Origin of the sequence: Leptospira bandrabouensis, assembly GCF_004770905.1 — a bacterium.
In the GTDB taxonomy this organism is placed as follows: Bacteria; Spirochaetota; Leptospiria; order Leptospirales; family Leptospiraceae; genus Leptospira_A; species Leptospira_A bandrabouensis.
Map to the genome: position 1 here is coordinate 503,655 of NZ_RQHT01000014.1, position 25,249 is coordinate 528,903.

Annotated in this window: 31 protein-coding genes; 28 read left to right on the top strand and 3 right to left on the bottom strand. The window is 36.1% G+C overall.

The window, feature by feature from the left end; all coding sequences use genetic code 11:
• Positions 1 to 173: 173 nt before the first annotated feature.
• Together EHR07_RS09515 and EHR07_RS09520 are read left to right on the top strand one after the other, a co-directional pair.
• Complete coding sequence (locus EHR07_RS09515) at positions 174 to 626, top strand: hypothetical protein (RefSeq protein WP_135744871.1); 453 nt, start codon at positions 174 to 176, stop codon at positions 624 to 626.
• Between the two features lie 131 nt (positions 627 to 757).
• Positions 758 to 1,189: a hypothetical protein gene (locus EHR07_RS09520; protein ID WP_135744872.1), complete on the top strand. Its 432-nt coding sequence runs from the start codon at positions 758 to 760 to the stop codon at positions 1,187 to 1,189.
• Between the two features lie 71 nt (positions 1,190 to 1,260).
• Here EHR07_RS09520 and EHR07_RS09525 read toward each other — a convergent pair whose 3' ends face one another.
• On the bottom strand, positions 1,261 to 2,106 hold the full coding sequence (locus tag EHR07_RS09525) for a DUF4349 domain-containing protein (protein ID WP_135746242.1): 846 nt from the start codon (positions 2,104 to 2,106) through the stop codon (positions 1,261 to 1,263).
• A 244-nt stretch (positions 2,107 to 2,350) separates the two neighbouring features.
• Complete coding sequence (locus EHR07_RS09530; RefSeq protein ID WP_135744873.1) at positions 2,351 to 3,604, bottom strand: U32 family peptidase C-terminal domain-containing protein; 1,254 nt, start codon at positions 3,602 to 3,604, stop codon at positions 2,351 to 2,353.
• 127 nt (positions 3,605 to 3,731) lie between these two features.
• Here EHR07_RS09530 and EHR07_RS09535 point away from each other — a divergent pair, with 127 nt between their 5' ends.
• The 6 genes from EHR07_RS09535 (at position 3,732) to EHR07_RS09560 (ending at position 7,521) form a co-directional block, all read left to right on the top strand.
• A complete protein-coding gene (locus EHR07_RS09535; RefSeq protein WP_135744874.1) occupies positions 3,732 to 4,232 on the top strand; it encodes a hypothetical protein in 501 nt (166 codons plus the stop codon).
• Between the two features lie 48 nt (positions 4,233 to 4,280).
• Positions 4,281 to 5,678: an OmpP1/FadL family transporter gene (locus tag EHR07_RS09540; RefSeq protein WP_135744875.1), complete on the top strand. Its 1,398-nt coding sequence runs from the start codon at positions 4,281 to 4,283 to the stop codon at positions 5,676 to 5,678.
• Between the two features lie 11 nt (positions 5,679 to 5,689).
• On the top strand, positions 5,690 to 6,172 hold the full coding sequence (locus EHR07_RS09545) for a hypothetical protein (protein ID WP_135744876.1): 483 nt from the start codon (positions 5,690 to 5,692) through the stop codon (positions 6,170 to 6,172).
• Between the two features lie 24 nt (positions 6,173 to 6,196).
• Positions 6,197 to 6,610 (top strand): hypothetical protein, encoded by a 414-nt coding sequence (locus EHR07_RS09550; protein ID WP_135744877.1) that lies wholly within the window; start codon positions 6,197 to 6,199, stop codon positions 6,608 to 6,610.
• Positions 6,611 to 7,021 carry a hypothetical protein gene (locus EHR07_RS09555; protein ID WP_135744878.1) on the top strand — a complete coding sequence of 137 codons (411 nt, stop codon included), beginning with the start codon at positions 6,611 to 6,613 and terminating at the stop codon, positions 7,019 to 7,021.
• 86 nt (positions 7,022 to 7,107) lie between these two features.
• On the top strand, positions 7,108 to 7,521 hold the full coding sequence (locus EHR07_RS09560; RefSeq protein ID WP_135744879.1) for a hypothetical protein: 414 nt from the start codon (positions 7,108 to 7,110) through the stop codon (positions 7,519 to 7,521).
• Between the two features lie 20 nt (positions 7,522 to 7,541).
• Here EHR07_RS09560 and EHR07_RS09565 read toward each other — a convergent pair whose 3' ends face one another.
• On the bottom strand, positions 7,542 to 7,979 hold the full coding sequence (locus tag EHR07_RS09565) for a bacteriohemerythrin (RefSeq protein ID WP_135744880.1): 438 nt from the start codon (positions 7,977 to 7,979) through the stop codon (positions 7,542 to 7,544).
• 289 nt (positions 7,980 to 8,268) lie between these two features.
• On the opposite strand from EHR07_RS09565, the gene EHR07_RS09570 reads away from it, so the two are divergent.
• From EHR07_RS09570 to EHR07_RS09665, 20 genes are all read left to right on the top strand, one after another.
• The gene (locus EHR07_RS09570; protein WP_135744881.1) at positions 8,269 to 8,865 is read left to right on the top strand and encodes a fasciclin domain-containing protein; all 597 of its coding nucleotides are present in this window, start codon (positions 8,269 to 8,271) and stop codon (positions 8,863 to 8,865) included.
• A gap of 30 nt (positions 8,866 to 8,895) precedes the next feature.
• Entirely contained in the window at positions 8,896 to 9,357 is a 462-nt protein-coding gene (locus EHR07_RS09575; RefSeq protein ID WP_135744882.1) for a c-type cytochrome, read from the top strand.
• Positions 9,358 to 9,365: 8 nt separating this feature from the next.
• Positions 9,366 to 11,285 carry a Sec-dependent nitrous-oxide reductase gene (gene nosZ / locus EHR07_RS09580; protein ID WP_135744883.1) on the top strand — a complete coding sequence of 640 codons (1,920 nt, stop codon included), beginning with the start codon at positions 9,366 to 9,368 and terminating at the stop codon, positions 11,283 to 11,285.
• Positions 11,286 to 11,290: 5 nt separating this feature from the next.
• Positions 11,291 to 11,902, top strand: coding sequence for a hypothetical protein (locus tag EHR07_RS09585; protein WP_135744884.1), 612 nt, complete (start codon positions 11,291 to 11,293; stop codon positions 11,900 to 11,902).
• Positions 11,892 to 12,278 carry a nitrous oxide reductase accessory protein NosL gene (locus tag EHR07_RS09590; protein ID WP_135744885.1) on the top strand — a complete coding sequence of 129 codons (387 nt, stop codon included), beginning with the start codon at positions 11,892 to 11,894 and terminating at the stop codon, positions 12,276 to 12,278. Before EHR07_RS09585 ends, EHR07_RS09590 begins: the two co-directional genes overlap by 11 nt.
• Entirely contained in the window at positions 12,250 to 13,590 is a 1,341-nt protein-coding gene (locus EHR07_RS09595) for a nitrous oxide reductase family maturation protein NosD (protein ID WP_135744886.1), read from the top strand. The genes EHR07_RS09590 and EHR07_RS09595 overlap by 29 nt, the downstream gene beginning before the upstream one ends.
• On the top strand, positions 13,587 to 14,294 hold the full coding sequence (locus EHR07_RS09600; RefSeq protein ID WP_135744887.1) for an ABC transporter ATP-binding protein: 708 nt from the start codon (positions 13,587 to 13,589) through the stop codon (positions 14,292 to 14,294). Before EHR07_RS09595 ends, EHR07_RS09600 begins: the two co-directional genes overlap by 4 nt.
• The gene (locus EHR07_RS09605) at positions 14,291 to 15,076 is read left to right on the top strand and encodes an ABC transporter permease subunit (protein WP_135744888.1); all 786 of its coding nucleotides are present in this window, start codon (positions 14,291 to 14,293) and stop codon (positions 15,074 to 15,076) included. Before EHR07_RS09600 ends, EHR07_RS09605 begins: the two co-directional genes overlap by 4 nt.
• 92 nt (positions 15,077 to 15,168) lie before the next feature.
• The gene (locus tag EHR07_RS09610; RefSeq protein WP_135744889.1) at positions 15,169 to 15,582 is read left to right on the top strand and encodes an LIC_11090 family protein; all 414 of its coding nucleotides are present in this window, start codon (positions 15,169 to 15,171) and stop codon (positions 15,580 to 15,582) included.
• A 105-nt stretch (positions 15,583 to 15,687) separates the two neighbouring features.
• Positions 15,688 to 16,473, top strand: coding sequence for a hypothetical protein (locus EHR07_RS09615; protein ID WP_135744890.1), 786 nt, complete (start codon positions 15,688 to 15,690; stop codon positions 16,471 to 16,473).
• A gap of 77 nt (positions 16,474 to 16,550) precedes the next feature.
• Positions 16,551 to 18,167, top strand: coding sequence for a copper chaperone PCu(A)C (locus EHR07_RS09620; protein ID WP_135744891.1), 1,617 nt, complete (start codon positions 16,551 to 16,553; stop codon positions 18,165 to 18,167).
• Between the two features lie 186 nt (positions 18,168 to 18,353).
• Complete coding sequence (locus EHR07_RS09625) at positions 18,354 to 18,965, top strand: GNAT family N-acetyltransferase (protein ID WP_135744892.1); 612 nt, start codon at positions 18,354 to 18,356, stop codon at positions 18,963 to 18,965.
• An 11-nt stretch (positions 18,966 to 18,976) separates the two neighbouring features.
• Positions 18,977 to 19,735 (top strand): phytanoyl-CoA dioxygenase family protein, encoded by a 759-nt coding sequence (locus EHR07_RS09630; RefSeq protein ID WP_135744893.1) that lies wholly within the window; start codon positions 18,977 to 18,979, stop codon positions 19,733 to 19,735.
• Between the two features lie 301 nt (positions 19,736 to 20,036).
• The gene (locus EHR07_RS09635) at positions 20,037 to 20,336 is read left to right on the top strand and encodes a PadR family transcriptional regulator (RefSeq protein ID WP_135744894.1); all 300 of its coding nucleotides are present in this window, start codon (positions 20,037 to 20,039) and stop codon (positions 20,334 to 20,336) included.
• A 49-nt stretch (positions 20,337 to 20,385) separates the two neighbouring features.
• A complete protein-coding gene (gene chrA / locus EHR07_RS09640; protein ID WP_135744895.1) occupies positions 20,386 to 21,555 on the top strand; it encodes a chromate efflux transporter in 1,170 nt (389 codons plus the stop codon).
• A gap of 82 nt (positions 21,556 to 21,637) precedes the next feature.
• Positions 21,638 to 22,135, top strand: a complete 498-nt coding sequence (locus EHR07_RS09645; protein WP_135744896.1) for a DinB family protein — start codon at positions 21,638 to 21,640, stop codon at positions 22,133 to 22,135.
• Position 22,136: 1 nt separating this feature from the next.
• Positions 22,137 to 22,553 (top strand): hypothetical protein, encoded by a 417-nt coding sequence (locus tag EHR07_RS09650; protein ID WP_135744897.1) that lies wholly within the window; start codon positions 22,137 to 22,139, stop codon positions 22,551 to 22,553.
• Positions 22,534 to 22,983 (top strand): GNAT family N-acetyltransferase, encoded by a 450-nt coding sequence (locus EHR07_RS09655; RefSeq protein ID WP_135744898.1) that lies wholly within the window; start codon positions 22,534 to 22,536, stop codon positions 22,981 to 22,983. The genes EHR07_RS09650 and EHR07_RS09655 overlap by 20 nt, the downstream gene beginning before the upstream one ends.
• 17 nt (positions 22,984 to 23,000) lie before the next feature.
• Positions 23,001 to 23,606: an FMN-binding negative transcriptional regulator gene (locus EHR07_RS09660; RefSeq protein WP_135744899.1), complete on the top strand. Its 606-nt coding sequence runs from the start codon at positions 23,001 to 23,003 to the stop codon at positions 23,604 to 23,606.
• 80 nt (positions 23,607 to 23,686) lie between these two features.
• Positions 23,687 to 25,249: an NAD(P)/FAD-dependent oxidoreductase gene (locus EHR07_RS09665; protein WP_135744900.1), complete on the top strand. Its 1,563-nt coding sequence runs from the start codon at positions 23,687 to 23,689 to the stop codon at positions 25,247 to 25,249.

Sequence of the window (25,249 nt, forward strand, 5' to 3'; positions counted from 1 at the left end):
CCCGAAGTTATTACTTAAATTATGGCTTACGAATATCAAAATATTCTTAAGAAGCCCACGATTTAGCCAATAAGGTAAGAGTTTTAAAACCTGTTTTTTTGGCAAGATAGCTAGAATCATTCTAACAAAAATGTTTTTTTTGATACTGGGGTTTCTACTTAAGTCAAAATAGTATGAATCATGAAATCTATACAAAATGGGAAAAGGAAACAGCGTTAATCACTACACGCATTTCAGGTGCCGTCACAGAGACAGAAGTTACCAAATGGAAACAAGGTTTAGAAAAAACTTTTGAAGAAATTCCTAAGGGAACAAAATTTAAAATCTTTGTGAATTTTTACGGACTAAATCCAGCGACAGTTTCGGCGCACAAATCATACAGAGATACAATTCCGTTGCTTCTTAGTAAATACAATTGGCGCATTGGGTATTTAGATTTATTTGAAGAAGCTAAAGATTTAAAACTAACCTCTGAAAACGGAACCGAATGTATCGCAGCCGTTCATTGCCATCATGATAGTTACAAAATTAATGAATATGAAAGAAGATTTGGAAAGGAAACGGAACATTTTTATGATGATCCAGAAAAATCAGAATCTTGGATCAGAAATTACCAAACCATTTAACAATAAGAATCGTTTGCTTACTATGAAATTTCATGGTAAGCAATTTTTCTTTTTTCAAAAAGAATCCTGTTCTTTAAATAAACAATAAGAATCCGAATTGACATTCCATTTTAAAAGCTACAATCGCCGGAATGAAACCAAAAATATTTTTGACTCTGACCCTGTCTTTATTGATCCACTTTGGAATCTTTGCAAACCCAGAAACCAAAGCAAACGAACTTTGTGAATGTTTAAAAAAAGGCAAAACAACCGAGAACGCGGCAGATAAAAAATCATGTTTATCATTAAGGGAAAAACATGTTTCGGATTTAAAAAAAGGATCTAAATCATACGAATCCTATCTTTTGTCCGTTCAAAAATGCGAACAATCATTAGCCGGAACTCCCGAAATAAATTCCAATCTAAATACAAAAGAAAAAATTTCTGCCGTTTGTGATTGTTTTCAAAAATCAAATAAACAAAGCAGAATGGGATGTTTTAAACTCCAAAGTGATTATGGAAAAACCATCTCAGACCCAGAAGAAAAAAAAGAATTTAATCTTTCTTCTGGAAGTTGTGAATAGTTAAATCAAAATATAGAAAGGACATTCCTCTTTAAAAGAATAAGTCCCTTCTGTTCCATCCTTTCTTTACTTTATTTTTTAAAGTAAAAATATATTTTTTTCAAAGGAAAATACAAGATACCTGCTAATAGTAAAAATGGAATCATCCAAATCAAATAGTAGGTTAACTCTAAAAATAAATTCAAAATTCCAACAAAGGCATTTTTATAAGTTGGAATTTGAACTTTATCAGCAGGGATTGGAGTGGAAAAATTTATGTTTAATGTTGCCCATTTAACTCTATCTTTTATTTTCCAAATTTCATGTTCCGAACTATCTAAATTATTTTCGCTATCAGTGACTGCTTCCTCGATTGCCTGCCAATTTTTGGAATTTGCCGAAGTTTGGTTGTTTGCAATTGATCGTCTCACTAAACGAATTTTTTCTCGGTTTGATTTTATCTTTTGCCAAACCATACCTTCTGTATGATCTACAGTCGATATATCTTCATTAAGTAATACACCATACGTATCCAATTCTATCAAAGCTTCATATAATTTTTCAGATCGAATATGAATTCGTAAACTCATGTAAGGTGAGTCCGTATTCACAGCAGAACTACTTTCAATGTAACCATACTTTGTAATAAAACCGAGGATATCTTTTCTCGTTTTAATTAGGTCTTGCGTTTGGTAACTCAATTGGACTTGGTATTCAAGTAATCTTTCTGATGTTGTTTGGATAGGAACAAATACTTGTCCAAGTTGGCTTTCAACTGACGGCGGTTCGATGGCGTCATCCGTGCGCGAGGTAGAGGTCGCCACTTTTTTTTCCATAGGCATGTCCATAGAACGCATTTCCGCTTCGACCGTCGGTGTAGATTCGTTGTTAGATTCTTTGCCACACTGCAAAAGGAAGGCAAATAGAATGAAGATCATCAATATATATTTTTTTTTCACAAAAGACCCTACTTGTTTCTATTTAGACTTAACAGTTCTCAGCGTAAAGTTTCTCAAGTTTTCGTGCGAATCCAACACCTAAAGGTGTTGGACCTGGCTTTCCGCTGCAATCTGCAAAGCAACAGAAGGATTTTTTTTCCATTTCAATTTATTCCACCTAACTTCTATTGCATTGCAGGATTTACGCTACAATCCCTTTCGCGTTGGATTTGAATTCATTATACTACAATTTTTTACTTAAAAACGACCGAGAGGGAATGGCAAAAGGAACTTCCAACTCCACAGTTCCCATCCCACCGCTAATCACTTCTACCGGATTTTGTTTATAAAAAATTTGATCCACCGTGAAAGTGGAAGGGTTGGGTTCTGTCGCTGTAATGACTTCCATCAAATCCCCTTTTTGAATTTTATTTTTTACTTCAATGACAATCCGTTTTGTATCCGGTTTATATTCTTTTACAAAACCTGCATACTTTTGGCTCATTTGCAAACTAGTTCCAAATTCATTGTTTTGAAAGTTCCTTTCTTCTTCAGGAATTTTGTCTTCCATCCCACGGCTTAAAAAACCTGAAAAATACTTTCTAGAAGAAACTTTATCCAATTCTTCTAACCACTTCCGATCAAAACCTTCTCCACGAGCAATGTTATCTAAAGTATGACGATAACTACGAGCCACCATTCCTACATAATAATCATTTTTGGTTCGACCTTCTACTTTCAAAGAATCAACACCAGCATCACATAACTCTTGTAAAAACTCGATCGCACGAAGGTCTTTGGAATTCATTAAAAAAGTTCCCTCCTCATCGGTAATGAGTTCCATTGGTTCATCATTTTGTTTCGGATTTGTGACATACACTTTGTACAAATCACGACATGCATTGTTACAAGAACCTTGGTTTGCATCTCGTTTTTTAAAATAATTACTCATAAAACAACGACCACTATGAGCAATACAAATTGATCCATGTACAAACACTTCAATTTCCATATCAGGAACTTCATTTTTTATTTCAGCAATTTCCGAAATAGATACTTCACGAGAAAGGATCACACGAGTGGCACCAAACTTTTTCCAGAATTTAACAGCCGCATAATTCATCGTATTCGTTTGGACAGAAATATGAATGTCAAGTTCGGGATGTGATTCTTTTGTGATCAGAATCAATCCAGGATCAGCCATAATCAAAGCATCAGGTTTTAATGCAGCCATTTGATCCAAATACTTTGGATAAGAAGGAAGTTTGGAATTTCTTGGAATGTTGTTTACTGTAAAATAAATTTTTTTACCAAGTTGTCTGGCAAGGGTGACTCCCTTTTCTAAAGCTTCCATGGTAAAATCATTTTCACGAGCTCTTAAAGAAAACCTAGGAACTCCGCAGTAAGCGGCATCCGCACCATATAGATAAGCAATTTCTAATTTTTCTAAATTTCCGGCAGGAAGTAATAATTCTGGAATTTTTCTCATCTGGCACACACCCTAAATCCATCCCAAAAGAATCCCGATTTCCCAAAAGGAAAAATCTAGGAAAAGATTTTTAGATCGTTTCTAAATTCAAAAAAGGAAACGACAAAGAGATCCATATTTTTAATTTTAAGATATCATGTTTCTTTACTTTCTACTTTTAATCCTTCATGTTCTTTCCGCTATGATTTGGGTGGGAGGAATGATATTTTATGTGATCGTTTTTATTCCTGTCATTCGTAACCCAGAACTAAAAGATCAAAAATTAAGATTATTGCAACTAACAGCGATTCAATTTAGAAACATATCTTATTATATCTTTTCTGTATTTATTCTTTCAGGAACGGGAATTTTGTATGTAAAGGGATTTTTCCAAAATGGAATCAATTGGAAACTGTGGGCATCTAACATTGGTTTCATGTTTATTGCAAAAATTGGTTTATTTACCGTATTATTTTTATCTTCTTTGTACCATGATTTTGTCACTGGCCCTAAAACTTTTACTTACCTGACAACAGATCCCGTACGGTTTGAACGGTATAGAAAAACCTCATCCTTTTTTGGAAGGTTTAACTTGTTAGTTTCTCTGACCATTGCCATCTTTGGGATTTTTGTTTCCCGAGGGTTTTCGATTTTCTAATTCTTTATTCCCCTTGACACCGATGTGGCACCCTTTTCTCTGAAATAAATGATTCCGAGTCGCATTTTCATATCTATTTTCATTCTAATTCTAATCTTAGAGCCGGGTCTTCCACAGACGGAACTCCAAGCCTTTCATGGAATCATGCAACCTGCCTTTGGAGCCAGGCAAGCGGGGATGGGAGGAGCCTTCCAAGCGGTCGGAGGATCCGTTATGGATTTGGAATCCAATCCCTCTCATTTAGCAAGGGTAAAAAGAACCAAATGGGAGTTAGGTTCTGCCATCCATCTCCCCACCATCGAATACAATGATGAATATATAGATCCAAATCCCCATCGTTCCTATAAAAATTCTACCGTAGAACATCCGAGGGCCGTCCTTCCCTACATCGGTGTCATAAGGCCAGTTACCGATAATCTCAGCATTGGATTTGCACTCTATGCGCAAGGAGGTGGTGGTGGACATTTTAAAAATATCAAACGGCATACTCCCGATGGAAGAACTCTGAATGAAACTTTTGGAATTAATATTCCTATCATTGGAGAAAGTACGAAAGCAATTGAAGATTTAAATTTTAGATTTATGACCATGAAATCTACGTTTGGTGCTGGATACAAAAAAGGAAACCTCGCAGTGGGAGCAGGAATTGATTTAGTTTATGGGTTTATGGAACTAAAAAGAACCTACCAAGACGAAACAAGAAGCCTTACCATTCCTGGAGGAATTCGTTACCAAAGTGATTCCGCATATACAATGGGTGGAAAAATAGGTGTCTCTTATGATCTAACAGAAAACATACGAGTCGCCTACTCTTATACAACTAGGAACTTTTTACCAATGGATGGAACCATGAAAGTAGATGGTTATGCACCAGAAAGGTCCTTTGGAACAAGAGTTTCGCGATATATGATTTGGCCCGACAAACATGTAGCGGGTATCTCTTACCGCACAGATAAGTTTATCATCGATTTTGACATTAAATACATTCCTTGGTCAGAAAGTTTTAATTCCAGTAAATTTCAATTGCAAGATGTTTGGATGCGAACACCGATTGGAGTCGAAACCAATGCATTCCAATTTAACTTAAATTGGAAAAACCAAACCATTTTAGCAGTAGGATTGGAATACAAATGGAACGAACGATTTATGAGCCGAATGGGTTACAGTTATGGAAACAATGTGATACCTGCAAGTGGCGTGAGTCCAATGTTAGGAGCCAGTATTGAACACCATCTTGCAATGGGAGGAAGTATTTCCTGGAATGATACTTCGTTTCATTTTGCCTGTGAATATGGATTTCCTAAAAAAACCTATGGTGGAAAAACTTCGGACTGGACTTTATCTCATGCTGTTTTTTCTAATAAAGAAGTTCATCCATTTCAATTCTCTTATAACAAACAAATGAGTGTATTTAGTATTTATTTAGGAATGGAACAAAATCTATAAAAGGAAACTCTATGAATTCAAAATTTATTGGAAAATTAGCAATCGGACTTTGGGTCTTAACCATAATTACACTTGGTTATTTTTTTTATTTCGGTAGCACAAGTCGTTCTTTAGATAATCGAACTGCGATTCACCTAACACCAGAAGAAAGACAATTAGTTCTTACCGAAATGAGAGCTCTCCTCACAGCAGTCAATGGAATGCTTTCTGGATTAGCAGAGAAAGATTATGAAGGTGCTGCCAAAGCCGCTGATGCCGTCGGTATGGGACTTGTTGCCAGTTTGGAACACCAAGAAAAAACGATCCTTCTCAAACTTCCCGTGGAATTTAAAAAATTGGGATTTGGAACTCACGAAAAATTTGATGAAATTGCTGCGAAAATCCGTAAAAAACAAGAAATACATTCGCTTCTAAAAGAGATGGATGAACTCACTCGCAATTGTGTCGCTTGCCATGCGAGTTACAAAATTGAAGTCGACATAAAAGAAAAATAATCTTAAAACATCCCCGAATTTCTTATGCCAAAACTTTCAAGATACTTTATAAAGTCTGGAATGTTATATTTGTTTTTTGGAGTGATTGTTTACTTTCTCTCTGAATTTCCAGGATTGCAATGGGAAATCCATCTAATGCCTGTTTATTGGCATATGATCGCTCTCGGTTGGATTACCCAAATCATTATGGGTGTATCTCTTTGGATGTATCCCAAAGGGAAAAACCCGGCTTCCAAAAATGGATCCACCATAGGTTGGATAACCTATTTATCTTTAAATTTTGGTTTAATCCTTCGAATCGTTTCTGAACCATTTTTATATTTATACAAAGACCTTTTTATTTATCCCTTTGTTAGTTCCATCATTTTCCAACTACTAGGAATTTTATGTTTTGTCTTGGAAATATGGCCAAGGTTAGAACCCCAGGGGAAAAAGTAAATGTTTCCCCTTCCTTCTGTTTGGTTCATTCGAGTTTCCTTAATTTATTTAGTAATTGGATCTTCGTTAGGTGCCATGTTAATGTTAAATAAAGCATTTACCTTGGTTCCGGAAATTTGGAAATACCTTCCACTTCATTATTCGATTTTAATTTGGGGATTTTTTTTGCAGCTTATTATGGGAACCGCTTATTGGATGTTTCCCAAGTTTCTTTCGGAACATCCGAGAGGGTCCACTTGGCAGATTTGGTTTTTATTTTATAGTTATAACTTTGGTTTCATTTTATATTTAATCACAAAGTTTATATTTCCCTTTGTTCCTTTGGCCCTCTTTGGTAAATTTCTCATTTTTTTAGGTTTAGTCACTTTTATAAAATTAGCCTGGGCACGTGTGATTACCTACAACAAATAGATTTTTTCTTTCCAAGAAATTTTAAAAAATAATATAAAATTGATTTAGATCAATTCCTTCCTGAAAAAAGAATGGTAGTTTGTATTATGAAGTTTTCCCAATTGATCCTCTATAGTTTTATTTTATTCTTATTTAGTGTTACATACTCATGTCATGAACACACTGGTTCAAAACTTCCGGAACTAAACAATGGTAAACCTTGGATAGCCGATGATTCTACAAGGATGGGGTTTCAGAAGATGGACAAACTATTTCACCATGCAAATTCTGATGAATCAATAGAAGAATACCATAAACAAGCGGATCAAATCACCTCCATAATCAATGAAATTCTATCTTCTTGTACAATGACTGGGCAAGGACACGAAGAGTTACACAAATATATTAATTTATTATTGGAAGATGTGCATACAATGAAAGGTGATGATATTGATTTAGCTAAAAAAGCAAAATCAAACCTTATCGAAAAAATATCAAAATACCCGTTATACTTTGAATGAACAAAGTATAACGATAAAATCTAAATATTAAATTTTATGTAAGGTTTATAATCCATATCCTCTTGCAGGATGTGGTTTGTAAGCCAAGCACGTAAAAACTTAAGAAGGTCTCCAAAGAACTGATTTAGTTCCTCGTCATTGGAAAGAAGATTCCCTGAAGTCAGACGATTTTTTAGTTCTAAAATTTTATCTGTAAAACGGTCGTGTTGTTTTTTATGAGCTTCCAGTTCAGGATATTGGTTTAATTCCATCACTCGTTCTTCAATTAAAAAATGACTGAGTGTATAATCCTCTAACTCGGAAACCGCATCCACAAGGATCTTGGATTTTCCAGACAGATGTTCTTTATTTTCATCATAAACTGTTTCAATATTATTGATCAATCGAAAGAGTTTTTTATGTTGAGAATCAATCTCGGAAATATTCGTTTCGTATTTCGAATCCCACTGCGTTACCATGAGAAAACCTCGTTCTTTCAGGTTTTTGTAGCACACCGAAAGGACAAGTGAATAATCCTAACCACTTGGAAACTATCGATTTCACTAAATCAAAAATTAGAATAAGAATCATTCTAATTTGATACAAAAGATCGGCTAAAATGCCGTATAACTGTCCAATACGCTGCTTTTTCGCATTAATATAGGAAAAGTATTTCTCTTTCTCGTTCTCCTAATTGACAATTATCAACTCAATTGGTTCGAACCAAATTGATTTAGATCAATTCATAATCTCTCTTTTTAGCATTCAATGGAAGTTGAACCAATAAGTGGGCGGTATCCAATGAACAAAAAATTTTTTCAATTCACAATGATCACGATTGTCACCTGTCTCTCGCTAGTCGGTGCTTCTTGCGGAAAATCTGATGATTCCGATGCGGGCAAAGGGATTTCAGCGGTTGCCGATGACAAATCACAACAAGATGTTCTAAAAATTGCTGTAGGTTCCAAAGACCATACAACCCTAGTCGCTGCTGTTCAAGCTGCCGGCCTTGTGGATTCCCTTGCTAACCAAGGACCGTTCACTGTGTTCGCACCAACAAACGATGCATTTGCAAAGTTACCAGCAGGAACCGTGGATGATCTTCTAAAACCAAGCCAAAAAGATGCTTTGAAGAACATATTAGAATATCATGTCGTAGTGGGTAATTTATCTGAATCCATTTTGAAATCTGAGTACACCGGAAAAGATGATGAACTCGGTATGGCAAATGGAGGTCACACAAAAGTTTCCGTAAAAAATGGAAAGGTTATGATCAATGGAGCCACCATTGTAGCATCCATTCCTGCAGCTAATGGGATCATTCATGTGGTAGACTCAGTGTTATTACCACCTGCAAAGAAATGATAAATAATCAAATACCAAGGAGTATTTAAAATGAACCTTTCAAAAATAAACGGAGTGTCTTTCCGAATGAAGTTCGGTATCCTAATCGGACTCTTCGTATCATTGACAATCATATCCTGTGGAGGAGAAAAAACTGAGGATACACCAACATCTAACGCTGGTTCAAAGGGAATAGGACCAGTAAAATCTGTTACCATCGGTGAATTAGACCAGGCTATGGCAGACCGTGGTAAAAAACAATTTGAAGCCAAGTGTTCCGCTTGTCACAAATTTGAAGAAAAGGTTGTAGGGCCTGCCCTTCAGGATGTAACTCTCCGCAGAACTCCAGAATGGATTATGAATATGATTCTAAATCCAATTGAGATGACTCAAAAAGATCCCATTGGACAAGAGTTACTCGGTGAACACTTAACTCAGATGACATTTCAAAATGTAAAGGAAGAAGAAGCGAGAGAGATCCTCGAGTACTTCCGTAAGATGGATTTAAAATAGGTAACGATATGTTAAAAAAATCAAATTTAATACTAGTTACACTCGGAATCGCTCTTTTTGCATTCGTTCCGAATTGCAAAAAGGGTGCAGCAACGGCAACACTTGCGTCTGATGCTGCTTCTAGAGTGTATGTGGCTCCGGGAGAAAAGGACGAAGTGTATGCCTTTTTGTCTGGTGGATTTAGTGGTCAGATGTCCGTTTACGGAATCCCATCTGCGAGACTATTCAAAATCATTCCCGTATTCTCTGTTTTTCCTGAAAACGGATATGGGTTTGACGAAGAAACCAAAGACATGTTGAAAACTACTCATGGTTATGTGCCGTGGGATGATAGCCATCACGTAGAAGCGTCTATGACAGATGGTAAACAAGATGGCCGTTGGATGTTCCTAAATGCAAACAACACACCAAGGCTTGCAAGGATAGACCTAAAAACTTTTGAAACAAAAGAGATTTTAGAAATCCCAAACACTGCAGGAAACCATGCTTCCCCATTTGCGACTGAAAACACAGAGTATTTGATGGCAGCAACACGTTTCTCGGTTCCTGTTCCACAAGCAAGTGTGGCGATCGACAGTTTTTCCAAAGGTGGGTTCAAAGGAACCGTCACAATGGTAAAAGTTGATAAAAACACAGGAAGACTTTCTATTGAATTACAAGTTCTTGTTCCTGGTTTTGACTATGACCTATCACATTGTGGTAAAAAGAAATCCCATGACTGGTGTTTCTTTAGTAGTTACAACTCAGAACAAGCTCATAAAATGTTAGAAGTTGGTGCTTCTAAAAAAGATAAAGACTTTATCTTAGCATTTAACTGGGTCCGTGCAAAAGAATGTAAAGACCAAGGAAAAGCTTACAACTTTGGTGGTGAATACGTAAACAACTTTCACGATGAAAACAAACCTGCCGTCTCAACAAAGTTAAGCGGTGTAAAGATGTTAAATCCAAAAGATTGTCCAGGTATGATGTATTACATGCCAACACCTAAAAGTCCACATGGAACTGACGTAGACTCCACAGGAGAATACATTGTTGGTGGTGGAAAGTTAGCATCCGTCATTCCAGTTCACTCCTTTAGCAAAATGATGGAAGTAAAAGACAAAAAGGAACACCACTCGACAGAAATCGAAGGAATTCCAGTTCTTAAATACGAATCCACACTTGCTGGTGAAGTTCAAAAACCATGTCTTGGTCCATTACATACTGAGTTCGACGGTCAAGGGTATGCTTATACTTCTTGTTTCGTAAGTTCAGAGGTTGTAAAATGGAAACTAGGAACTTGGGAAGTGGTACAACATTTACCTGCTTATTATAGTGTAGGTCACTTGTCCATCGTTGGTGGTAGTTCCACTGAACCTTATGGTAAATATCTAATCGCAATGAACAAAATCACTAAAGATAGATATCTTCCAGTGGGTATGGAGTTACCACAAAGTGCGCAGCTCTATGATATCTCTTCTGGCAAAGCTGAGTTGTTGTCTGACTTCCCAACTGTAGGGGAACCACACTATTCACAAATGATTCCAGCAAAGTTAATTATGGATAAAACTGCGAAACTCTTCCCATTAGAGGAAAACAAACATCCATACGCGACTAAAAATGAAAACGATGCAAAAATCGTTAGACTTGGAAGTACAATCCATATCTACATGACTGCGATTCGTTCCCATTTCAAACCGGATATCATTGAAGCAAGAACTGGGGAAACTTTATACTTCCATGTAACCAACTTGGAACAAGACTATGATATTCCTCACGGATTTGCCATCGGTGGAGCACCTAACATGACTAACCTACTCATCATGCCAGGTGAAACTAGAACTTTCAAATGGGTAGCACCAAAACCTGGTGTGTATCCTTTCTATTGCACTGATTTCTGTTCTGCTCTTCACCAAGAGATGCAACAGTACATCCGAGTGAATCCATAACCCATATGAAAACTTTACTTTTCCAAACGTTAAGTAAAAGAAACCGACTCCTAATTTTAGGGGTCGGTTTGGTTCTCATCTCGGTTTATTTAATCCCTATTTGGTCTATTTCGATTGCAGCACCTCAGTATCCAGAAGGACTCGGAATGCAAATTTGGATTAACAAAATCACTGGTGCCACACCTTACGATCTCAAAAACATCAATCTTCTAAACCATTACATTGGTATGCAGGAAATTGTTTCGGAATCCATTCCGGAACTACTCTTTATGCCATATGTTCTTGGTTATCTGATCTTTGGTGCCTTTATCACAGAACTCTATCCCAAAGTAGGGATGGCCATTCTTGGGATTATCAATTTGATCATCGTAGGTCTTGTTGGACTTTCTGATTTTTGGAGATGGGAATACAACTATGGACACAACTTAAATCCAGAAGCACCAATCATTGTGGAAGGAATGGCTTACCAACCGCCACTTCTTGGCTGCAAAGTAATGTTAAATATTACTGCTTGTAGTTATCCTTCTTATGGTGGTATCATTCTTGGACTAAGTCTCGCTGTCTTGGTGTATATTCTTTGGGATGAAAATCGAAGGAAAAAAACAAATGCAGTTTAAGAGTTTAACACTAATTTGCATTTTCCTCACAGTCGCACTCGTAGGCTGTGGGGAAGTTCGTCCAGAACCATTGACCGTTGGTGAAACCAAATGTAGTCACTGCTCTATGTCGATTGTAGATATGCGATTTCATACCCAACTCATTACATACAAAGGAAAAAGATACCATTTCGATGCCATTGAATGTATGGATCAATTTCAGAAACAAAAAGATATAAAAATAAAAAATATTTGGGTTACCAACTATTTAGATACAAAAGAATTTATCCCTAAAGACGAAGCCATCATCATCCACTCTGATAAAATTCGTTCTCCAATGGGAGCGGGACTTGCCGCTTTTAAAACTCATGAAGACACAATCCCTTTCCAAAAGTAAATGTATTTATCAAAATACCAATGGGAATTTTAAACTGAATTTAATAAATCGAGTTATCCTACTTGGCAAGAGCTACTCTTTCGCAATTTTCTTTTTTATACTCATCTCGAGTTTTCCTATAAGTCCTTTATCTTCAAAAACGATTTCCGTATGTACAAATTGTACAATAAAAACCATAAAGAGTGCCATTGCCCTATCACAAAATGGTGACACCATTAAAATCCAATCAGGAGTTTACAAGGAAGGATTTTTACCCATTACTAAATCCATTTCCATCATCGGAGAGACAGGTGTTGTGATTGATGGACTCAAAGAAAAACATGTATTGGGAGTTTATGCCAATGGTGTGCACATTCAGAATTTAAAAGTCATAGGAAGTGGTATCTCCGATTTAAGTGAATTTGCCGGGGTTCATACGGAAAAGGTAAAAGATTGTTATTTTGAAAATTTAACTTTAGAAGACAATGTTTATGGATTTTATTTAGCAGAAACCACAAACTGCACACTCAAAAACAACACTTCCATAGGAAATGCAGAAAACGAAGTATTAGGTGGGAATGGAATCCACCTTTGGTCTGCAAGCCATAACAAAATCATTGGGAACAAATTAAAAAAACACCGTGATGGGATATATTTAGAGTTCTCTGAACATTTGGAAATTGAAAGAAACGAATCGGAAGAGAACATTCGTTACGGAATGCATTTTATGTTTTCCAATCATAACCAATTTAACAAAAACATTTTCAAAAATAACTCAGCAGGTGTTGCGGTGATGTATAGCAAAGAAATCATTATGGAAGAAAATGAATTTTTAGACAATTGGGGAGAAAGTTCCAACGGAATTCTACTCAAAGATATTGCAGACAGTACACTATCCAAAAATCGATTTGAAGGAAATACCATTGCTGTCTTTGCCGATGGAATTACCAATATTAACTTCCGAAACAACGATTTTATCGATAATGGATGGGGAATTAAAATTCTTGGAAATACAGATTATAACAAAATCACAGATAACAATTTTATAAAAAATGTTTTTGATATTAGCACCAATACAAAATCAACAACCAATCTTTTTTCCAAGAATTATTGGGATCATTATGAAGGTTATGATTTAGACAAAGATCAAATTGGAGATATTCCACACAAAACCATTCACTTTTTTGGATATTGGATTGCTGTGTATCCATTCCTTATGGTGCTATATGAATCACCAGTAGTTCTATTTTTACATGGAATCGAAAAAGCATTTCCCATAGTAACGCCAATCGAATTTGAAGACCAACATCCAAGGATGAAGGAAAGAATATGATAGAAGTAAAAAATCTTACCATCAGTTATGGGGGAAACTCTGTTGCTGTTAAAGATGTAAATTTTCAAACAGAATCAGGTAAAATTATATCCATCATTGGTCCCAATGGTTCTGGAAAAAGTTCTCTGATCAAAGGGATTCTTGGACTTGTACAACCCGTGGCAGGACAAATTTTATTCCAAAACAAAAATGGAGAACCGTATACCATTGGTTATATGCCACAAACTCCTCGTTTCCCAACAAATATCAAAGTCGCAGAACTAATTTCCTTTTTTAAAAAACTAGAACCCGTTGAAGAAGAAAGATTTCAAAACCTTTTGTCTATTCTAGAATTACACAATCATATGGACAAAAAAATTGGTTCCTTATCTGGAGGAACCAAACAAAAAATCAGCATTCTTCAATGTTTTTCCTCCAAAAAAAATCTGTATGTAATCGACGAACCGACAGCAAGTTTAGATCCATACATTTCGCATTTATTAAAATCTCTTTTGGCAGAAAAGAAAAAAGAAGGATCTCTCGTCATATTTTCAACCCACATATTAAAAGAATTACAAGAGTTAGCCGACAGATTCCTGCTTTTATCTGAGGGATCGATTCTTATTGATGATTCTCCCGAAAATTTCCTTAGAAAAAACAACAAAACCGATTTGGACCAGGCACTCATGAATTTCTGGAATGAGGAATACAAAACAAAACAATGAAAGAAATTTTATTTTTCGAAATCAAAGAAAACATACGAAGTCGCTGGGTATTTATTTACTCAGGAATTCTTATCCTTGTGATGATGATCTTAAGTTTTTTTGGAGATCAAAATGGAATTCGTTTGCTTGTAAGCACGATGAATTTAACACTCATTGTCATTCCTCTATTCTCTATTACATTCTCTGGTATGTCATTTTTAGAATCAATGCCATTTGCAGAGGTTTTACTATCTAAATCCGTAAGTAGAAGTTCACTTTTTTTAGGAAAGTATTTGGGAATTACGATTTCTCTCTCCTTAGGTTTGTTATTCGGTCTTGGAGTTCCAGGTTTATTCCTTTTTGCGGATGACCCAAAATTTCTTTTTTTATTTTTTGAATTACTGATTTTTGGAATCTTTTTAACAGGAATTTTTGTTGCGATTGCCTTTTTAGTTTCTTCTTTTATCAGAAGAGGTGAGATTGTTTTAACCATTTCCCTACTAGTTTGGTTATATTTCTTTATCTTCTTTGATGCCCTTGTTTTTATCTTTAGTTTGTATTTGGGTGATTATCCAATCGAGATTCCCTCTCTGATTGTCATTTTATTAAACCCCATTGACTTAATTAGAATTCTTCTAATTTTGCAAACGAGTTCCTCAGCCTTACTCGGATTTTCCGGTGCCTTATTATTGAAACAATTAGGTTTGTACGGAGTGTTCGGAGTGACGGTTTTGTTTCTCAGTTTATGGGTAAGCATCCCTATATATATATCATTCAAACGATTCCAAAAACGAAATTTTTGAACCATGACTTTTATCAATCAAGTGATTCGACAACTCTTGATTTAGATCATTGAAAAACGAAGAGGTGGCTTGTAGAATGATATTCAATTATCATGAAACGTTGGTTACAAATTGCCTCGGTATTGATCTTACTTCCTTTTATAGGTAAAATCCTATTTCTGGAAACTGGATTACTTGCCCAATCCATGTACCAACTTTCCATGATTTGTCATTGTAACCACGGCTCCAAAAACGAAATTCATAAAGAAGAGGATTCACCTCCTTCTCAACGAATTGTTTGTCATCTAAAAAGAGATGGTGGTCCACATGTATGTTCCTGTGCGAAGAAAAAATCTGCTACCAAAGTTCTTCAATCACAATCAATGAATCCCAATTTCACTACTGTGAACAAATACAATCCAATCATTACTTATGAAGCTATAATGATCGCATTCCATTCAGACCCCCACTTACTCAATGGATTCGCAAAATTACCTTACAAACCACCAAAACAAATTCATTCCTAATTATAATGGAACGAGTTTTGTTCCTTTTATCAGGGACAATTTAAATCAACTAGGCAAACGAATTAAAAAAGTTTAGTCCTTGGAATTTTATGCAAAGGTAATTATATGTTTAAAAATTTATTATCCACCTCTCTCGTATGTTTTATTTTCTTCAATTGTAGTATGGCTAAAAAAACGGATGAAAATAATGTTTCGAATCTTTTAGCACTACTTGTTGCAGCAAACACCAATCCAGGTTGTTCCATCTCCAACACAGAGGCGATTAAAAGTAATCTGACTCAAGTAGAAAGTAAACCTCGTACAAAATATACTATTTCTGCTTGTGATGAAGCGGGGTTTAACAGTTTGGGATTATCGCAAAGCGAAGTGACAAAAGGTGCTACAGGAACTAGTGGCACATCTGTTTTGTACACAAACAATGATGTGATGCTCGCCACAAACAAAGGAGGAACCTCAATCGAAGTTTCTTTCACTATGAACTCAGCCTCAAGTACATTAGATGTTATTGGTTATGGTACAGGCAGTCCTTTAAGTGGTCCCACTTATCGATTGATTGCTGGTGCTCAAACACAATATAAAAATGCATCCAATGTATTTGGGAACACAGGGAAAGGTGGGTCAGTTTCTGCACCCATTCCTGCTGTTGGAACCAATTATACATATTGTTTAGACTTTCAATACACAATGGGAGGATCTAGATTCTTAAATGGTTTCAATAAACCATGTTCGGAAGTCTCTGATGCAGAAAGAGGATCTATGGCTTATTATCCGATCATGCAAATGATGAATGTTCCTGTTTATACTGGCGGAAACCGATTGGGTTTTGTGTTGAATGGAGTGACTGTTACTTCTTTCACAATCGGATCCATTGTATCAAATACAGAAATGTAATTTTTCTCTCCAAACACTTGTCATACTGGTGAATTGAGTAGCCAGTATGATTTTTTGGAAAAGGTCAGAGCACCCAAATGAAACTAAAAAATATACTTATTTTTTTTCTTATCACCACTCCTCTTCTTGCTAAAGAGGTTAAAGTTGAGAATGCTTATATTAAATATACATCCTCATCAACTTCCGTTGTTTATCTCACCCTAAACAATGGAACAAACAGCGATAAAAAACTCATCCAAACCAAATCAGACATTGCAAATCGAGTCGAGTTATACGCAATGTTACCCTCTGATTCGGGAATGAAAATGGTTCCTGTTTCAGAAATTGTCATTCCTAAAAATGGTACAACACAACTCACTCCCAGAGGATATCATATCATGCTCTTTGGAATCAAATCTCCTCTGAAGCAAAAAGAATCCTTTCCTTTTCGATTTGTTTTTTCTGACGGAACAGAAATTCTCACAAATATCTCTGTAGCAACTTCTTTATCAAACAAAGATACAAATAATAAACAGGTAACTTCATCCTTAAAAAAAGAAGAATCTGTTTTGGTAAATAATGGAACACAGAATGCAGATGAAACTGAGATGTCCAATTTTGATCCCAATGCACAAACAAACGATGACCATTCGGAACATGATCATTCTGGACACGAAGGACATGAACACCACAACCGTGCCGATATGTTAGCACCGGCAGGAATCATGAATCCACACATCCATGAAAAAGGAAAGTGGATGATTGATTATCGTTATATGGGAATGAAAATGTGGGGACTACAATCAGGAAGCACTGGACTCAGTGATCTTGGAACATTATATTTTCCATTTACAGATCCTACGGTTGCTATGCCCACAGGGAGTTTGATTACCAACTCTCCCATCGGAACCACTTTACCCATTTTATCAGCTAACAAGTATAACTATATGTCTGTTCCCACTGATATGGTTATGGAAATGAACATGGTAAGTGCTATGACTTCTATATCAGACAAATGGATGATCATGTTTATGGTTCCTGCAGTGAAAAACAAAATGACAATGTTATCTAGTAATTTTGATCGTGCACCTATGAGTTCTGCGGGGATTGGTGATGTTAGTTTTAGCACAGCCTATCGATTGATAAAAACGGAACATCAGAACTTTTTTACAGGGATGGGAATTTCACTTCCGACAGGTTCTATTGATGAAAGAGACAATATGCCTATGATGGGAAAACAAAAAGTTCCTTACAACATGCAACCAGGTGTTGGAACCTATAGTTTATTACCACAACTATCGTATAACGGAAATTACAAGAGAATTTCTTGGGGTGCACAATCTCAAGCAAGTTTACGTATCGGTAAAAATGATAATAACTACAGATTTGGAAATCGATACGAAATTTCTGGATGGTTATCATTCCTTGTTCATGAAAGTACATCTATTTCCGTTCGTGTAGCGAAACAAAGGTGGTTGAACCTCCAAGGAATGGATGCAACTCTCGATCCAAAGATGGATCCACAAAACGATCCCTTTCGCCAAGGGGGAATGCGAAGTGACCTACTCATCGGCGTTAACTTCCTCATAACAAATGGAATATTCCAAGGTGCCCGATTTGGTTTTGAATATGGAAAACCATTTCATCAAAACTTAAATGGACCTCAACTTGCAACAAGAGAGCTCATCAATGTATTTGCATCGTTTACTTTCTAAAAAATAGTTTCTATTTTTTTTGGACGCACATCTCCGGCTCGCCGCTGCAATCTTTCCTTTCAGGAAAGGATTTCCGCTTTGATCCGGGGCGCGGGATTTGAATTCTCTATTGACGAACCTAACATATCTTAAAAAAATTTGGTTAAACTCTTATTTTTATTTAGGGACTCAATTAGTTTTTTTCTTATGACAAATACAAACCTAACCATTCGTAAGGCAATTCCCAATGATGTAGAAACCATCGTTCCACTTATCTATGCTTCTGGACCCAAAGCATGGACTTATGTATTTAGAGAAGGAAATAAAACTCCCTTTGATTTTTTAAACTCATCTTTTATCAAACGTGGCAACACAGTATCGTATACCAACCATTATGTGGCAGAGCTAAGTGGCAAAGTGGTTGGGTCTATACTTTCTTATACGCAACCTAGTTTTTTAGTTTTAACAGCTGGCACAGCACTTCGTATCCTGTCCGTTTACAAATGGAATGCACCGAAAGTCATGGCACGAGGTCTCAAAACAGAAACCATCATCCAACCTCCGAAATCAGGATGTTTGTACTTAGGTCATATCGCTGTTTTGGAAACGGAAAGAAACAAAGGAATCGCAAAACAAATGATCGAATTTATGATCACGAACAATCAAAAATACAAAACCATTTCTTTGGATGTTTCTGCAGAAAACAAACCAGCAATTTCCCTCTATCAAAAACTAGGTTTTGAAATCAAAGATACAAGACATCCTTTAGGTTGGGAAGGAATCATTCCCTCCCATCATTATATGGAAAAACAAATTTAATTTTTTTTCGCATGCAAAACATTGATGCAAAAGTAAAAACCCAATTGGAAACATTGGGTTTTTATTTGTTTCCGAATTTCCTAGCACTGGACAAACTTAAAATACTCAAAGAGATTCTCCTTCGTTCCAATGCCGAATGGTCCAAAGAATTTTATCATTCAAAAAATGTGAATAGCGCTTATCTAACTTCTACAAAATTCACAAAAGACAAAAAAGATAGAGAGACACTTTTTCAATTCATTGGATCTGACGCCTTACTAGAAATTGGTAAGATAGTTTTTGATGGCCCAATGTATTTTCTCAACACACAAATCTTTTTTAATCCGGAAGATCCAAACAAACTTCCTTATTGGCATCGGGACATCCAATACATGGGGATTCCAGAGAGGGAACAATCGGAACGAATCCAAAAAGATTTTGTTTGGCACTTTCGAATTCCTTTAGAAAAAGATCCTGGGATTTGGTTGGTTCCGGGATCTCACAAACGTTGGGACACCAAAGAGGAACGAAACATTCGTTTGGAATTAGAAGGAAAGAAGAATCATGAAGAAATAACCAACCAAATCCTAATCCCTCATAATCCAGGAGATTTACTTGTGTTTTCGGCTCATCTCATCCACAAAGGCAATTACGATACGAACCGATTTTCTTTTGATATCTTATACACAAACTTTCCAGAAAAAAAAGAAACCGCCGATCACTGGGATCATTTTCCAAAGAACGACGAATGCAAATACCTAGAAAATCATTCTCTCTTTCATTTGGTTTAAACATTTTTCCGGTAACATAATAATCCTGCGCCAGCGATGGCAGCGGAAATCCTTTCTTTACTGAATCGATTTTCTATTGAAAAAACAATTGGGAAAGATTGGAGCGAAGAGCGCGGTCGGTTGCAAAATGATATTTTTGCCTGAGATAGATTCGAGGCGCCCCAAAAAACTAGAACAAAAGTTTACACGCAGACATTTTTATCTAAAATCAAATTGATTTATAAATTTGGAATTAAATTTAGAATTACAATTTAATTTATATAATTGACTATCAAATTACGATATCGTAATTTGATTTTGAATGCGAATTAATGAGTTTTTTTCAAGTTTTATCAAAATCCATATTTTACATCACTGTGAAAAGGAAGAGATTTATGGAGTTTGGATGATGGAAGAACTAAAGGAACATGGATACAAAATTAGCCCTGGTTCTTTATACCCTCTTTTAAAAAACTTAGAAGAAAAAGGACTCATAAGGTATCGCATAGAACAATTAGGAAAAGTAAAACGTAAGTTCTATCGAATCACACCGAAAGGAAAAAAAGAATTGGCTGCGGCAAAAACCAAACTAAAGGAATTAATCGGAGAGATACTAAATTAATTATGCACCGTAATCAATTTTTATATAATACTAAAAGGAAATCGAAAAAATGAAATATTTTGAAGTATTTTTTACTGCACTCAAACTCGGCTGTACTTCGTTTGGTGGTCCAATTGCACACTTAAGTTATTTTCATGATGAATATGTAACCAAAAAAAAATGGATTAGTGCACATGCTTACGCTGATTTGGTAGCCCTTTGTCAATTTTTACCTGGACCTGCTAGTAGCCAAGTAGGGATGGCCATTGGACTTTCAAGAGCAGGACTACTTGGCTCGATTCTTTCTTGGATTGGATTTACTTTGCCTTCCACAATCATCTTAATTCTTTTTGGACTTGGAATATCAACCTTAGATGTTACTAAACAAAATCATTGGCTTCATGGATTAAAAGTGGTAGCGGTGGCGGTAGTTGCGCAGGCCATCTTAGGAATGGGGAAAAAACTTTGTCCCGATAAAGAACGAATTACAATCGCCATTTTAACAAGCGTTATCCTACTTTTCTTTTCTTCAGCCTTCTTACAAGTTGCTATTCTGATTTTTTTTGGTATCTTCGGAATATTCTTTTTTAAATCCTCTTCAGACCTTCCGCATGAACCCTTACACAAAGGAAATAAATCAATAGGATTAGGATTTTTGGTTTTATTTTTTGTATTACTATTATCTCTTCCTTTCTTAAGAGAATTACTTCCAAACCAAACAATCAAGCTAGTTGATAGTTTTTACCGTGCCGGAGCGTTAGTATTTGGTGGTGGACATGTTGTTCTTCCTTTATTACAAGCAGAAGTTGTTCCTTCCGGATGGGTAAATAACGATCTGTTTTTAGCAGGGTATGGAATCTCCAATGCAATCCCCGGCCCATTGTTTGCATTCAGTAGTTATTTAGGTGCAGTTTCAAGTGTAGAACCAAATGGCTGGATGGGAGCTATCATTTGTTTGGTGGCTGCATTTTTACCTTCTTTTCTTTTGATTGTAGGTGTATTACCATTTTGGGAAACACTCCGAAGTAATCCCAAGATTCGTAAATCCATGTTAGGGATCAATGCGGCTGTTGTGGGAATATTACTTGCTGCTCTTTACCAACCAGTTTGGACAAATGCTATTTTTTCTCCTAAAGATTTTGCTTTGGTAATCTTTTGTTTTTTGTTTTTAGAATATTGGAAAACTCCTTCCTGGGTGGTGGTACTTGCTACAGTTTTGATAAGTTTCTTTATTTATTAATAAAAGAATCAGAACAAACAGGATCAACAATGGTTTTAAATTAGTCATTGATTTCTAAGATAACATGGAAAAATCATTCACTATGAAAGATTTTTTCTTAAGAAACAATGCTTATCATATTTGGGCCACAAATCTTATGTACGCTTCCATCGATTCTCTTTTGGATGAAGATTACAAAAAAGATGTAGGCCTATTTTTTAAATCCATTCATGGAACACTCAACCATTTGTTACTTGTGGAAAAAGTTTGGTATTCACGTCTGGTGGGAGAAATATACATCCCATCTTCTTTAGCCGAAGAAATTGAAACAGATCGCCAAACACTAAAAGGTCGAATGATCCAAAGTTTAGAATTATGGAATTCTTGGCTCACTGGCCTTGACAATTCCATCTGGGAATCTAAATTTCGTTATAAAACCATGAGAGGGTTTGAAGCAGAACTTATTTTTTGCGACGTGATACAACATAATTTTAACCACAGGACCCATCATAGAGGACAAATTACTGCCGCCATATCACAATTAGGTGGAGAATCTCCAGAAATTGATTATGTTTATTACTTACAAACCAAAGGGAAATAGTATGTGGAATCCTTCCAAAAAACTCAGAACTATCGCATGTAAAATCTTAATCATTTTATTTTCCATGACAACGATCTTTCATATCTTTGCACTTTTACAAGTGGTCCCTTTCCAATACCTTTGGGGTGGAAGACTCGGTAGTGTTAAGGAAATGTATTTAATGGAATCGGTTTCTCTTTTTGTGACTGCTTTCTTTTTAGGTTCAAGTATTTTATATTCCCGTTACTTAAACCAAGGTTTGGTGCCATTTTGGACTAGAATTGTTTTTGGATTTGTTGGTACAATTTTTTTACTAAACACAATAGGGAATCTAGTTGCCGTCACGGATTTAGAAACTTTACTGGCAACACCGGTCACAGCCATTATATCAATAATTTGTTTCTCACTAGTATCAAAATATGAAAATAAGACAAGCTAACTATAAAGACGTATCCAAAATTACCCCTGTTTTCGATGAATATAGACAATTCTATGGGCAACCAACCAACATAACAGGTGCAAATCGCTTTCTGCAGGACAGAATGGAACATGCGCAGTCCATTATATTTTTAGCAGAAGATCCGAACACTGGAGAAATTGCAGGATTTACACAACTTTATCCTGTATTTTCTTCCATTTCCATGCAAAGATCTTATATTCTGAATGACCTTTTTGTGAAAAGTAAATTCCGCAAACAAGGTATCGCCAAACAACTGATTGCCGAAGCTAAATCCTTTACCAAAACAAATTCTGCTAAAGGATTAGAACTTTCTACTTCCACCCACAACAAAGAAGCTCGTGATTTGTATACCAAGGAAGGATTTGAACAGGAAACCGAATTTTTGACTTACTTTTGGAAGTCTGTTTAATTTAGGAGAAGGACATAGTGTACATCCCAGAACATTTTTTAATGGAAACAGAATTCATTTACCAATCCATCGAAGAGAATCCCTTTTCAATCCTGGTATCGGAATCAAAAAATGTGATGGAAGCAACACATTTACCTCTCCTACTTTCAGACGACAAACAAAGTTTAGTGGGTCATTTTGCAAAACCTAACCCACAAAAGGAAAGTGTGGGTAAAGAGGTTCTTTGTATTTTTTCTGGTCCACATTGTTATATTTCTCCGACTTGGTATGAAACAGACCGATCCGTTCCAACTTGGAATTTTACCGCAGTGCATGTAAGGGGAATCTTAAATATCGTAGATGATCCCGAAAAAATCCAAAGGAGTTTGATTACCTTAGTCAATCGTTTCGAATCCAAAGACTCTAAGTATCAAATTAATTCTGTAGATACCAATTATATAGAAGGATTAAAAAAAGGGATTGTTCCTTTTGAAATCAAAATCACACATATCGAAGGCAAACAGAAATTAAGCCAAAATCATTCGATAGAAAGGCGAAATCTCGTGATCTCAAATTTAGAATTGATGCCAGGCGAAAATGAAAAAGCGATTGCATCTTTAATGAGAAAAAGTCTAAATCAATAATCTCACAATCCAAAGATTGTAATTTATCTCGTTTTTTTCTATGATTAGATAATTTAGAAATTTAGATTACGAATTTAACCTTGAAACTAGAACTAAACGTCAGAGTCACACCAGAGATTGCATCCAATCCAGATCATTTGTTGCAATTTGTATCTAAACAGAACAAAATTCCTAAATCTGATATCAATCATATTGAATGTACTTCTCGGTCGATTGATGCCAGACAAAAAAATGTATTTTTCCAATTACGATTGGATGTTTATATAAAAGAAGAATTCATTCCTCTTGAATATCCGATTCCACAGTTTCCCAATGTAAGTTTAGAAGAACCAGTGATTATCATTGGAGCTGGTCCTGCTGGACTCTTTGCCGCCTTACGAGTCTTAGAGTTAGGAAAAAAACCTATCATCCTCGAACGTGGGAAAAATGTCAAAGAAAGAGTGGAAGATTTGCGAGGAATCAACGTACACCATATCGTCAATGAAGATTCCAATTATTGTTTTGGAGAAGGAGGAGCTGGAACTTATTCGGATGGAAAACTCTATACTAGATCCAAAAAACGAGGGAACGTTCGAAAAGTTTTAGAATACTTGGTTACATTTGGTGCCACAAAACAAATATTAGTTGATGCTCATCCTCACATTGGAACAAACAAACTTCCGCGTATTATACAAAATATCAGAGAGTGTATTCTTGCCGCAGGAGGTGAGATACACTTTAAAACTCGGATCACAGATTTGATTCTCTCTGGAAATTCCATTACTGGTGTAAAATCTGCATCTGGTGATAAGTGGATGGCAAAAAATGTAATCATAGCCACAGGCCATTCAGGAAGAGAAATGTTTCAACTTCTATATGAAAAAGGAATTCAAATCCAAACAAAACCTCTTGCCATCGGTGTGCGAGTAGAACATCCACAAAGTTTAATTGATTCTATCCAATACCACTGTGATGTCAAAAATCCCCTTTTACCGGCATCTGAATATTCTCTTGTTAAACAAATCAACGGCAGAGGTGTTTATAGTTTTTGTATGTGCCCAGGTGGAGTGATTGCACCATGCGCCACCAAACCGGGCGAAGTTGTCACCAATGGTTGGTCAAGTGCCGAACGTTCTCGTCCTACCGCTAATTCTGGAATCGTAGTAGAACTTAGAATCGATGATTTTAAATCATTTGATTCTTACGGTGTTTTTTCTGCTCTTCAATACCAATCTTCAATTGAACAAAAAGCTTTTGTCATGAATGGTGGGACACAAAAAGCACCTGCACAACGAATGGTAGATTTTACAAAAAATAAAATTTCAGATGACCTTCCTAAAACTTCTTACACACCAGGACTTGTTTCTGTATCGTTATCAGAGTTACTTCCTCCACTCATTGCCGATTCTTTAAAAAAGGGATTCCAAGAATTTGAATCATCAATGAAAGGATACTTCACAAATGAAGCCATCATCCATGCTCCAGAAACAAGAACCTCTTCTCCCATTCAAGTGCCGAGAAATCCAGAAACATTGGAACACATTCAAATCAAAGGATTGTTTCCTTGTGGAGAAGGAGCAGGTTACGCTGGAGGAATTGTTTCAGCTGCTATCGATGGAATGAAATGTGCAGAAGCGGCACTCACCGGTAGTTTTACCAAATAA